We start from the raw sequence: 12,121 nt of genomic DNA on the forward strand, positions 1-12,121 counted from the left end.
CCGTGTTAACGCGGTTCGCGGATGATCGACCCTGCGCCGTGTTCGGTGAACAGTTCCAGCAAGCTTGCGTTTGGCAACCGACCGTCAAGGATCACAACAGCGCGCACGCCTTTTTCGATTGCATCAAGCGCGGTTTCCACTTTGGGGATCATCCCGCCCGAAATACTGCCGTCAGCGATCATTGCGCGCACCAGTTCGGGGGAAAGCTGTGTCACCACGTTGCCATCGGCATCTTTGACGCCGGGGACATCGGTCAGCAGCAGCAGGCGGTCCGCCTTCAGCGCGCCTGCGATGGCGCCTGCAGCGGTGTCGCCGTTCACGTTGAATGTTTCAAGGAAATCCATGCCCGTCGCGACGGGGGCCACCACAGGGATAATACCGGCAGTGAACAGATCGCGCAGCACTTGGACGTTCATCTCGACCGGGCGACCGACAAAGCCCAGTTCGGGATCGTCTGCTTCGGCGACCATCAGGTCGTCGTCTTTTCCCGACAGGCCGACAGCGCGCCCGCCTTCGTCCATAATGGCCTGTACGATGCGTTTGTTCACAAGACCCGTCAGCACCATTTCAACGACTTCGACAGTTGCCTGATCAGTGACGCGTTTGCCACGGATAAATTCGGACTTAATGCCAAGTTTATCCAGCATTTCATTGATCATTGGGCCGCCACCGTGCACGACAACAGGGTTCATTCCGACCTGTTTCATCAAGACAATGTCGCGCGCGAATTGCGCCATTGCGTCCGCGTCACCCATGGCATTGCCGCCGAACTTGACCACCACGATCGCCCCGGAATAGCGCTGCAGGTACGGCAGTGCTTCGGAGAGTGTACGGGCAGTGGCGATCCAATCACGGTTCATGTCCTGTGTCCTTGCTTTCATGATATACCTGCAATGATGGCGCGAAGCGTTGGGATACCTTCGCCTTTTTCCGAAGAGGTGAGGATAAGTTCGGGGTAGGCCGCCGGATGGTTTGCCAGTGCCGCGCGGGTTTTATCAAGCGAGACTTGCAATGCATCGCCGCGCAGTTTGTCGACCTTGGTCATCACCACCTGAAACGTCACCGCAGAGCGGTCGAGCAGCGTCATGATTTCTTCGTCGACGGCTTTGGCCCCATGGCGCGCGTCAATCAACACGAACACGCGGCGCAGGGTGGGGCGGCCTGACAGGTAGTTTTTCAGCAGACGCTGCCATTTTTCGACTACGGCGACGGGCGCATTGGCAAAGCCATAGCCGGGCAAATCGACGACATAAAATTCGCCCGCGGTGAAATAGTTGATTTCTTGGGTGCGGCCGGGCGTGTTGGACGCCCGTGCCAGACCTTTACGGCCTGTCAACGCATTGATCAAAGACGATTTGCCGACATTCGAGCGGCCAGCAAAGCATACCTCAAGCCGGTCGGCGGGCGGCAGCCCGTCCATTGCGACGACGCCTTTGACGAACTCTGTTTGTCCGGCAAACAAAAGCCGCCCGGCTTCGAGTTCGTCAGGTTCCGGCATCGCGGCTTCGGGAAAGCGCATTTCCATGTTTCAAGCACCTCGGCTTATCGTTTCAATGCACCTTACCGCGTCTGATCATCGCGCGGAACGGCTATTTATCGTCTTTGGCTTTGGCGTCTGCGGCAGCCTTTTTGCGGCGCACGCTTGACTTGATGTTTCCAAAAACGTCGGGCTTGGCCCCGTGGCTACGCATGATCAGGTACTGCTGCATGAACGTGATCGTGTTGTTCGTGATCCAGTAAAGCACAAGACCAGACGCAAACGACCCCAGCATGAACATGAATACCCATGGCATCCACGCAAAGATCATTTGCTGTGTTGGGTCAGTCGGCGCCGGGTTCAGACGTTGCTGCAACCACATCGACAGGCCCAGCAAGATTGGCAGGATGCCAAGGGACAAGATCTCAAGCGGCCCCAAATTTGGCACTGCGAACGGTAGAAGGCCAAACAGGTTGAGGATTGATGATGGATCTGGCGCGCTCAGGTCTTGGATCCAGCCGATCCACGCGGTGTGGCGCAGTTCGATTGTCACAAAGATCACTTTGTAAAGCGAGAAGAAGATCGGGATTTGCAGCAGCATTGGCAAACAGCCCGCCGCCGGGTTGACCTTGTTGTCCTTGTAAAGCTTCATCATGCCTTGCTGAAGCGCCTGCTTGTCGTCGCCGGACTTTTCTTTCAGCTCTTCCATCTGCGGCTGGAGTTCTTTCATCCGGGCCATCGAAACGTAGGATTTGTAAGCCAGCGGCAGCACAAGCGCCTTGAGGAAGAAGGTCAGCGCGATAATCGACCAGCCCATGTTGCCAATCAACCCGTGCAGGGTGTGCAGCAGCCAAAAGATCGGTTTCGTCAGGAAAAAGAACATGCCCCAGTCGATGCTGTCGAGGAAACCGCCAACGCCTTCGTTGTCTTCATAGGACTTGATGGTTTCCCATTCTTTCGCACCTGCGAAAAAGCGGGTCGTGTTGGTGGCTGTTGCACCTGCGGCGATGGTTTCGACGGCCATCACGGCTTCGGCTTGGAACAAGGCCCGGTTTTCGTAATATTTTGATGTGGACCGGAACGGCATGCCCTGTTCAGGGATCAGGGTCGACATCCAATAGTGGTCCGTATAGCCGATCCAACCTGATGTTTCCGCCTCGAGCCGTTCAGCCAGCGCGTTTTCGGTGGCGCTGGGTTCATAATCTTGGATGTCGTCGTATTTGGTTTCTTCCAGCGCGCCATCGGTCATCCGCACCAGACCCTCGTGCAGGATGAAGAATTTGTTGCCGTCGGGAAGCCCGTGGCGGCGGATCAGGCCGTAGGGGCGTGCCGAAATTTCGGTGTCGCCCATGTTTTCAATGCTTTGTTCAAAGCTGAACATGAATTTTTCGTCGACGGAAACGATGGTGCGAAACACCTGACCCACGCCGTTGTCCCACAGCAGGGTTACGGGGGCTTCCGGTGTCAGCACGTCACCGGTTTCCAAGGTCCAGATGGTGTCTGGTGTTGGCACATTTGCTGCGTCGATACCGTCAACCCCGATCCAGCCAAACGCTGCATAGTATGCGTCTGCTTCGCCTTCGGGGCGCAGAAGCTGCACGATCGGCGATGTTGGGTCGATTGTTTCGCGATAATCACTCAGCGCGAGGTCATCGATACGGCCACCGCGCAGCGACAATGACCCTTGGAGTGATGGCGTCACGATCTGCACGCGCGGCGCAGGAGCAGCAGAAGCTTCGGTGGTCGTCGGGGCGGTTCCCGTAGCACCGGTCTGTTCCGTTGCCGGCAGCGCGGGATCAACTTGGCTGATTGTTGTTCCGGTGGATGGGTCGATCGGGATATCTTCGGGTGGGAAAAAGGTGGTCCATGCCATAAAGACAGCAAAGCTGAGCACCGCTGCCAAAATCAGGTTCTTGTTCTGGTCGTCCATCTGAAACTACCCATTTCCACGTGAAAATCTGAGGGCCGTTCAACCCGTCAGGGTCCGAAAGGTCAAGCGGTTTTCAGGATGTAAGGACGTATTGAAGCAGTTGTGACCCCTATAATCGCAAATGAGTGGGCCAAACCGGGTATAATTTCTGAAACGACGCGCAGGAGGCTTGACCGGGGATTAGTTCTGGCGTGACTGGATATAGTGGACGCGGGTTTGGTGGAAGACGGCAACCAATCGTGGATCACTTGCGGCAAGCTGTGCGACCTGGGCCGCGAATGCTTCAAAGTCCTGGCCATAGAACGATGATGCGGCAGCGTCATGTGGCGCAGTGAGTTTGGAAGTTTGTTTCATAAATGCTTACTTTCTGACCTTTAACTGCCCCATATTAGCGGCGGTTAGGGGTGTAAATGAGGCAGCATTAAGATACCTGCGCGCGCACAATACGCTTTTTATATTTGCAAGCCAACCCTGCGGCCGTTTACGAAGTTATTAAAATCATAGACTAAAAATAAAATTGTTTCTCAATTCGAGCGTCTTAAAGCCAGAGGTTAGGCTAAAAGCTGCCCCGTAGGAAACAAAATTCATCATCGGGCGCGCCTTTGAACGGACATTCAAAGGCGCGCCCGTCAGTCATGACGCTGACAAGATACCCTTCACCGCATCAAACTGCGACAGGTACACCTTGCCCGTGAGTTCCTGCAGGAAATGTTGTTCCTTGAGGCGATCCATCACGGGTCCTTTGACCTCGGAGAGGTGCAGTGTGACCCCCATCTCGTGGAGGCGGGTATTGATCATTTCAAGTGATTCGAGCGCGCTAAGGTCGATTTCATTGATCGCAGAACACTGAAGAATCACATGGCGCACCTGTTTATCCCCGGCAACCCGGTTTTGGATTTTGTCTTCGAGGAAGCGCGCGTTGGCAAAATAAAGGCTTTCATCCACCCTTAGCGTAACGATTGTCGGGTCGGTCAGAACATCGTGGCGTTTGATGTTCCGGAAATGCTCGGTTCCGGGCATTTGGCCGACTTCGGCAATGTGGGGGCGCGAGGTTTTGTAAAGGTGCAACAGGATCGACAGGCCGACCCCTGCGGATACCCCGACTTCGACGCCCATGGCGAGGGTCAGCACGATTGTTGCAAGCACTGCGGCAAAATCGGCCTTGGAGTAACCCCATGCGCGTTTCAGGATGCTAAAATCCACAAGGCTGAGCACGGCAACGATAATGGTCGCAGCCAGTGTTGCATTTGGCAGGAAATAGATCAGCGGAGTGAGGGCAAGGGCAGCAATTGCCAGACCGATCGCGGTGAACGCGCCTGCTGCTGGCGTGTCAGCACCAGCGTCGAAATTGACGACAGAGCGGGAAAAACCACCAGTGACCGGGAAACCACCGGTAAACGCCGCGCCGATGTTGGCGGCCCCAAGCCCGATCAATTCCTGGTCAGGGTCGATCCGCTGGCGTTTCTTGGCGGCAAGAGTTTGCGCGACGGAAATCGATTCTACGAAGCCGATGATCGAGATCAGGAAGGCCGGCAGCAATAGTTGTCCCAGTAACGTGGGTGAAAAGTCTGGCATCGTCAGCGGCGGCAGGCTTTGTGGGACGGTGCCGACGATCTTTACGCCTTTGTCCGCCAAGTTGAACAGCCAAACCGCCAAGGTGGTGACCACAACAACCGCAACAGGCCCGGCTTTGACGGCGACGCTGGTCAATCCGGCGCTAAGTCCCATTTTTTGCAACAAAGGTTTCAGCCCTTTGCGGACCCAGAACAGGAACGCGGTCGCCAGGATGCCGATGATTGCTGTGATAATGTTCGTTTCAGGCAGGTTTTCGGCGAGCGAGACGAGAACATCCAGCAGGTTATGGCCTTCAGCCTTGATGCCCAAAATATGCTTTAGCTGACTTGCTGCGATGATGATCCCGGACGCGGTGATAAAGCCCGCGATGACCGGGTGCGACAGGAAGTTCGCGATAAAGCCAAGTCGAAACAGACCCATCGCCAGCAAAATAAGACCCGATAGCGCCGCCAATGACAGCGCGGCCATTGCATAGCCCATCGTGCCTTGTTCCACGATATTGCTAAGCGCGGCGGCAGTCATCAGCGAAACAACCGCCACAGGGCCGACCGCCAAGGCGCGACTGGTGCCAAAGATCGCATACAAGATGATGGGCGCAATCGAGGCGTAAAGACCGGCCTCTGGTGGGAGGCCCGCAAGCAAGGCGTAGGCTAGCGATTGCGGGATCAGCATGATCGTCACAATCAGTGCCGCGACCAGATCGTTGGACAGTGTCGTGCGGTTATATGTCTTGCCCCATGTCAGGATGGGCAGGTAGCGGGCCAATGATTGTGTCATTTTATTCATACAATTACGGGCCACCTTTGCAGGTCGCAAAGGTGGCGTTTACATTAGTTGGCTGAGATTTTTTCAGGTTTGGCCATCCATTCATGACCGCGCAGCATGCCTTTCCAGTAGATCGGCGGCAGTATTTTTTCCTTTAACAACCACGCGGCGCGCGTCGCTTTGGTGCCGTCGATCAGGAATTTGGGGAAACTGGGCAGCAAGGTGCCGCCATAGCCAAACTCAGCCAGTACGATTTTGCCGCGTTCAACGGTCAGTGGGCATGACCCGTACCCGTTATACTGCGCAACGGGCGCACCGCCGCGCATATCGGCGACCATGTTTTCGGCAACCACGGGGGCCTGAATTCGCGCAGCAGCAGCGGTCTTGGCATTGGGTGCGTTCATCACGTCGCCCAATGACCAGATGTTGTCATAGGTTTTATGGCGCAACGTTGCCTGATCGACATCGACCCAACCTGCGGCATCCGCCAATGGCGACACGCGGATGAAATCAGGTGCCGTCTGCGGCGGCACAACATGCATCATGTCAAAGTCCATCGCGACCCGTTCTACCGGGGTGTCGGGTTTGGACACATCGAACCACGCTTTTTTCGCGGGACCATCGACGGCGACGAGGTTGTGAAAGAAATTCAGGTTGGCGTCGTATTTTTCGACGTAGTCCATCAGCGCAGGCACGTAATCTTTGATACCAAACAGCACACCGCCCGCGTTATTAAAGTGAATGTCGATGTTTTTCAGAACGCCGCGCCGGAACCATGCGTCGCCGGACAGGTACATCGCTTTTTGCGGTGCGCCTGCGCATTTGATTGGCATCGGTGGCTGGGTGAAAATCGCGCGCCCTGACTGCATGCTGTTGACCAATTCCCATGTGTAGGGGGCCAAATCATAGCGGTAGTTTGATGTAACGCCGTTCTGGCCCAGCGTGTCGACCAGACCTTCGATCTTGTTCCAGTCGAGCTTGATGCCGGGGCAGACCACCAGACGTTTGTATTTTACCACCCGACACCCGTCCAGGATGACAGCGTTATTGCCGGGTTCAAACGCGGCGACGGCGGATTTGATCCAATGCACGCCGCGGGGGATCAGCGACCCCATAGTGCGGGCGGTGTCTTGGGCGTCGAAAATGCCGCCTCCAACCATGGTCCAGCCGGGTTGGTAATAGTGGATATCGGCGGGGTCGATGATGGCGATTTGCAGATCGGATTTGCGCGCCAGCAGGCTGGCCGCGACGGAAATTCCGGCAGCGCCGGCGCCGACAATCACCACCTCGAAACTGGCGTCGCCGGTATCTGTCGGGGTTTTGCCGCCGTTAACGATGCGCCGAACAACGCCGCCCATGTCATATCCTGCGGCCTTGGTCGCCGCCAAAATATCGGCGACGCTGCGCGTTTTTGCCTGCGACAGCGACCACAGCGTCGCGGACCGCGTGCCGGTGCGGCAATAGGCCAGCACCGGACCGGGCAGTTCTGTTAGTGCTTTGTCAAACGCGGTTGCGTCTTCGTCGCTGACCTTGCCGGCAACGATGGGCTGATAATGTGCGGTGATCCCCAGCTTTTCGGCGGCTTTTTCGATTTCCGCAAAGCTGGGTTGATCCGCGCCCTCACCGTCAGGGCGGTTGCAGATGATCGCCCGAAATCCGGCGTCTTTGATCGCCTGCATTTCAGATGATGCAATTTGCGGACTGACGGACAGCCCTGCAGTGAGGGTTCTTAGTTCCAAAGTCTTTACTCCCAGAATTCAGCTTAAAGTCCGTTTACGGGCACTTTGAGCATCGGATTGCCGTCTTTGTCAGTCGGGACTGTGCCCGCGCGCATGTTCACTTGCAGCGAAGGGATGATCAGTTTGGGCATATCGAGGGTTGCATCGCGTTCTGTGCGGAATTTGATGAAATCCTCGCGTGTTTTGCCTGCGCCAACGTGGATGTTGTGGGCTTTTTCTTCGCCAACCGTGGTTTCCCACTGAATGTCACGCCCGTTTGGGCCGTAGTCGTGGCACATGAAAAGGCGCATATCGTCTGGCAATGTCAGCACCTTTTGAATGCTGTCATACAGCGTGGCGGCGTCACCACCCGGAAAATCGGCGCGGGCAGACCCACCGTCAGGCATGAACAATGTGTCGCCAACGAAAGCGGCATTACCAACGACATGCACCATGCACGCGGGGGTGTGGCCCGGCGTGTACATGGCAAAAACATCCATGTTACCGATTTTATACGTGTCGCCATCTTTGAACAGGGCATCGAACTGAGATCCGTCGCGCTGGAATTCAGTGCCTTCGTTAAAGACTTTGCCAAAGGTTTCCTGCACCACCAAAATCTTGTCGCCAACACCAATTTTGCCACCCAGTTTCTGCTGGATGTAGGGTGCGGCGGACAGGTGGTCGGCGTGAACGTGGGTTTCGATGATCCAGTCAAGCGTCAGGCCACGGTCTTGAACTTCTTTGATCAACGCATCGGCGTGGTCATAGGTGATCCGACCAGCCGCATAGTCGATGTCCATCACGCTATCGATGATGGCGCAGTGGTTACTGGTCGGGTCTTTGACGATGTAGCTGATCGTGTTTGTCGCTGCATCAAAGTGGGCGGAAACGTCTGGCGTGACGGTCATATCTACGGGGTATGTCATGGGGTTCTTCCTTACTTACTTAGACTTAGGGTCAGATTTTACAGGTGCTCATGCCGAGCAAGCGATAGAGCGGGCAAAACCGCATCGCGGCGGTGCCAATCAACACCAGCCCGACGACAACCGCGATCACGGTTGCTGTGGTACTGGCAAATCCGGCCACAAACGGCGCGGCAATAAGGACGGCGCCCAAGATCAGGCGGATCAGGCGGTCTACCGTTCCAACGTTCAATGTCATGTCGCGACTCCTTGTTAAGTTGAGATAGAACTATCCCCTAACCGCAGCTGAGTCGGTGACATTGTCACTAAGCTGCTCAGGGGCGATTTATCGATTATGGCCGGCAAGGTTTTCTAAAGCATTGCGATGGATCAATTGTATGCATCCCCGGCTTTGTTCGACCCAGCCACGGCGTTGAAATTCCTGCAACTGCCGCGATATGACCTCGCGGGCGGTTCCCAATTCGACCGACAGCTTTTGGTGGGTGGTTGCGACGGTGTCGCTCCCTTCGGACAATGTGATCAGCTTGTCGGCCAGCCGCACATCCATTTTCTGAAAGGCAACTTCGTCGATCATCAGGAACAGATCAGTGATCCGTTTCGAAAATGCGGCGAACACAAAGTCGCGGAAGGATTTGGATTGGCTGACCAGATCGTCAAAGACCGCGCGCGGGATCGCGGCCGCCTGAATATCGGTCTCGCAAATGCCTTCGGCTGAATAATCTTCAAAGGCAAGCAGGCAAGCCGTGGTCAACACACAGCTTTCGCCCGCGTGGATCCGGTATAGCACGATTTCATGCCCGGTTTCAGACACTTGTTGCACGCGCACGGTGCCATCCAGCAGGAACAGCATGTTTTCAGGCGAATTGCCCGGTCCGAAAATTGTCGTGCCCGCGGGGGCGGAAATAACCGTGCTTCTTGCGCTCAAAAGGCTTTGTGCCGCCGGTTCGAGTCGGGTCAGTCCGGGAAAGCGTGAAAGCCAGGATGCTTGCGTCATGATGAATATGTTCCGTTACCTATTGCCGCAGTGCGGCCCCATGCCACGGGATCGTCGTGCGGATCTGCGTTGTCGCTGTCTATCAAAAGTCTATGTAATTTAACATATGCTAAAATAGAAATGTGTAGGTCTGATGTGATGACTACGATATCTAAAATGCGCGCAAAGTCACGAAACATGCGGAGAAATCAATGTTCGACAACCTGACAGCGGAAACGCTGGCGCGGGTGCAATTTGCATTCACGGTCTCGTTTCATATTATTTTCCCGGCCTTTTCGATCGGGTTGGCCAGTTATCTGGCGGTACTTAACGCGCTGTGGCTGAAGACGCGCGATGACACATACCTGACCCTGTTTAACTACTGGAAAAAGATATTCGCCGTTGCGTTTGGCATGGGGGTCGTGTCGGGCATTGTCATGTCCTACCAGTTTGGCACCAATTGGTCAGTATTTGCAGATAAAACCGGGCCGGTGCTGGGCCCGTTGATGGCGTACGAAGTGCTGTCGGCGTTTTTCCTCGAAGCAGGTTTTCTGGGGATCATGCTGTTTGGTCGTGCGCGTGTCGGTGACAGGCTGCATATGTTTGCGACGGCAATGGTGGCGTTTGGCACGTTGATGTCGGCGACTTGGATTTTGTCGGTGAATTCGTGGATGCAGACCCCTGCCGGATATAGCATCAATGAATTGGGTCAGTTTGTACCAGAAGACTGGTGGCAAATCGTGTTTAACCCGTCGTTTCCGTACCGGCTGACCCATATGGTGCTGGCCGCCTATCTGACCACGGCATTGGTCGTCGGCGGTGTTGGCGGGTTGCATTTGTTGCGGAATCACGAAAATGCTCCGGCCCGGCGGATGTTTTCAATGGCAATGTGGATGCTGGTTATCGTCGCACCCTTGCAGATATTTGTCGGTGACGCGCACGGGCTGAACACATTGGAGCATCAGCCCGCCAAGGTCATGGCGATGGAAGGCCATTACGACAGTCACCCGGATGGGGCCCCGCTGATCTTGTTCGGGATACCGAACCCGGATGAAAAGCGGATCGACTATGCGATTGAAATCCCCAAGCTATCGAGCCTGATCCTCAAGCATAGCTGGGATGCACCGCTGGCCGGGTTGGATACGATCCCGGACGAAGATGAACCGCCTGTCGCAATTGTTTTCTGGAGCTTCCGGATCATGGTTGGCCTTGGCTTTGCGATGCTGGGTCTGGGCGCATGGAGCCTGTGGCGCAGGTCGCGTGGCAAGCTATATGCCGACCGGCTGTTGCACCGTGCGGCCATTGTGATGGGCCCGATGGGGTTTGTTGCGGTGCTTGCGGGCTGGATCACCACCGAAGTCGGGCGGCAGCCGTTCACCGTTTACGGGTTGCTGCGCACCTCTGATAGTCTTGCGCCTGTCGCCGCCCCGGCTGTGGCGGCATCGCTGCTGGCCTTTATCGTGGTGTATTTCTTTATCTTTGGCGCAGGCACCGTTTACCTGCTGGCGATGATGAACAAACCCGCGGGCACGATCAAACTGGGTCTGCGTGATGGGCCTATTCGGACAGCGGGGATCACCCCGATCCAAGAAATCCAAAGCGACAAGGGAGAGGCATGATGTTTGAACTGTCGTTTATCTGGGCGGGGATCATCGCCTTTGCGGTGCTGACCTATGTCATTTTGGATGGCTTTGACTTGGGCATCGGGATTTTATTCCCGACCGCCAAAAGCGAGCAGGACAAATCGACAATGATGAACTCGATCGCGCCGATTTGGGATGGCAACGAGACATGGCTGGTACTGGGCGGCGGTGGCCTGTTCGCGGTGTTCCCGCTGGCCTATGCGGTTATCATGCCCGCGCTTTATTTGCCGATCATCCTCATGCTGCTGGCGCTGATTTTTCGTGGCGTGGCGTTTGAATATCGCTGGCGCACCGAGACCTGGAAGCCCGTTTGGGACCTCGGGTTTTTTGGCGGGTCCATTGTGGCGGCATTTATGCAGGGGATCGCGCTGGGCGCATTGGTCCAAGGTATCGAGGTGTCAGGTCGCGCCTATTCAGGCGGCTGGTGGGACTGGCTGACGCCGTTTTCGGTGCTGACTGGTGTGGCCGTGGTTGTGGGCTATGCATTGTTGGGCGCAACGTGGATCATCGTGAAAACCGATGGTCCCCTGCAGCGGCAAATGCAACGTTATGCGTGGGGTCTGGCGATTGCCACTTTGGGTTTTATCGGTCTGGTCAGTGTTCTGACGCCGTTTCAGGACGCGGTGTATTTCCAGCGGTGGTTTAATTTGCCGGGCAGCGCATTTAGCGTGGCAATGCCTGCGGCGGTCCTGCTGACGGCGGTTTCGCTGTTTCGTGGGTTAAATGCAGGCAAGGATTTACAGCCGTTTTTATCGGCACTGGCGCTGTTTGTGTTGTGCTTTATCGGGATCGGGATCAGCTTTTACCCCAATATCGTCCCGCCATCCCTGACCATCGTCGAAGCAGCGGCCCCTGACGCCAGCCTAAAATTCGCGTTGGTCGGCACTGTTGTGCTGGTGCCGCTGATTTTGATCTACACCGCCTATGCGTATTGGGTCTTTCGCGGCAAGGTGGACCCGACCGAGGGCTATCATTGAAGCAGGCGGTTAAGAAATTCGGCTGGTTTATCGGGATTTGGGTCCTGAGTGTTCTGGCGCTGGGCGTCGTGGCATATGCGATCCGCTGGGCGATCATGGGCTGATACTTTGTGAACAAAACCACGCGCGTTCGCTGCGCT

Annotated in this window: 12 protein-coding genes; 3 read left to right on the forward strand and 9 right to left on the reverse strand. The window is 55.9% G+C overall.

Translation table 11 applies throughout. The features are described from left to right. Positions 1 to 5 precede the first annotated feature (5 nt). The 9 genes from argB to ACXJGX_RS12235 form a co-directional block, all read right to left on the reverse strand. The gene (gene argB, locus ACXJGX_RS12195; RefSeq protein WP_474782030.1) at positions 6 to 860 is read right to left on the reverse strand and encodes an acetylglutamate kinase; all 855 of its coding nucleotides are present in this window, start codon (positions 858 to 860) and stop codon (positions 6 to 8) included. Positions 861 to 877: 17 nt separating this feature from the next. Beyond that, entirely contained in the window at positions 878 to 1,525 is a 648-nt protein-coding gene (gene yihA / locus ACXJGX_RS12200; RefSeq protein WP_474782032.1) for a ribosome biogenesis GTP-binding protein YihA/YsxC, read from the reverse strand. A gap of 64 nt (positions 1,526 to 1,589) precedes the next feature. Next, positions 1,590 to 3,407 carry a membrane protein insertase YidC gene (gene yidC / locus ACXJGX_RS12205; protein ID WP_474782034.1) on the reverse strand — a complete coding sequence of 606 codons (1,818 nt, stop codon included), beginning with the start codon at positions 3,405 to 3,407 and terminating at the stop codon, positions 1,590 to 1,592. Between the two features lie 180 nt (positions 3,408 to 3,587). Then, positions 3,588 to 3,761 (reverse strand): hypothetical protein, encoded by a 174-nt coding sequence (locus tag ACXJGX_RS12210; RefSeq protein WP_474782036.1) that lies wholly within the window; start codon positions 3,759 to 3,761, stop codon positions 3,588 to 3,590. 279 nt (positions 3,762 to 4,040) lie between these two features. Then, entirely contained in the window at positions 4,041 to 5,759 is a 1,719-nt protein-coding gene (locus ACXJGX_RS12215) for a SulP family inorganic anion transporter (protein ID WP_474782038.1), read from the reverse strand. A gap of 53 nt (positions 5,760 to 5,812) precedes the next feature. Next, entirely contained in the window at positions 5,813 to 7,486 is a 1,674-nt protein-coding gene (locus ACXJGX_RS12220) for a bifunctional protein tyrosine phosphatase family protein/NAD(P)/FAD-dependent oxidoreductase (RefSeq protein WP_474782040.1), read from the reverse strand. 23 nt (positions 7,487 to 7,509) lie between these two features. Continuing rightward, positions 7,510 to 8,391 (reverse strand): MBL fold metallo-hydrolase, encoded by an 882-nt coding sequence (locus ACXJGX_RS12225; protein ID WP_474782042.1) that lies wholly within the window; start codon positions 8,389 to 8,391, stop codon positions 7,510 to 7,512. Between the two features lie 31 nt (positions 8,392 to 8,422). Continuing rightward, positions 8,423 to 8,626, reverse strand: a complete 204-nt coding sequence (locus ACXJGX_RS12230) for a YgaP family membrane protein (RefSeq protein WP_474782044.1) — start codon at positions 8,624 to 8,626, stop codon at positions 8,423 to 8,425. An 87-nt stretch (positions 8,627 to 8,713) separates the two neighbouring features. Next, entirely contained in the window at positions 8,714 to 9,382 is a 669-nt protein-coding gene (locus tag ACXJGX_RS12235) for a Crp/Fnr family transcriptional regulator (RefSeq protein ID WP_474782046.1), read from the reverse strand. A gap of 191 nt (positions 9,383 to 9,573) precedes the next feature. On the opposite strand from ACXJGX_RS12235, the gene ACXJGX_RS12240 reads away from it, so the two are divergent. The 3 genes from ACXJGX_RS12240 to ACXJGX_RS12250 are packed head-to-tail and all read left to right on the forward strand — an operon-like array spanning position 9,574 to position 12,085. Beyond that, positions 9,574 to 10,980 (forward strand): cytochrome ubiquinol oxidase subunit I, encoded by a 1,407-nt coding sequence (locus ACXJGX_RS12240; protein WP_474782048.1) that lies wholly within the window; start codon positions 9,574 to 9,576, stop codon positions 10,978 to 10,980. Beyond that, positions 10,977 to 11,981: a cytochrome d ubiquinol oxidase subunit II gene (gene cydB / locus ACXJGX_RS12245; protein WP_474782050.1), complete on the forward strand. Its 1,005-nt coding sequence runs from the start codon at positions 10,977 to 10,979 to the stop codon at positions 11,979 to 11,981. Before ACXJGX_RS12240 ends, cydB begins: the two co-directional genes overlap by 4 nt. Beyond that, entirely contained in the window at positions 11,978 to 12,085 is a 108-nt protein-coding gene (locus ACXJGX_RS12250) for a DUF2474 family protein (RefSeq protein ID WP_474782052.1), read from the forward strand. The genes cydB and ACXJGX_RS12250 overlap by 4 nt, the downstream gene beginning before the upstream one ends. The last annotated feature ends 36 nt before the right edge of the window (positions 12,086 to 12,121 follow it).

It is taken from the genome of Yoonia sp. SWMV100 (genome assembly GCF_056108365.1).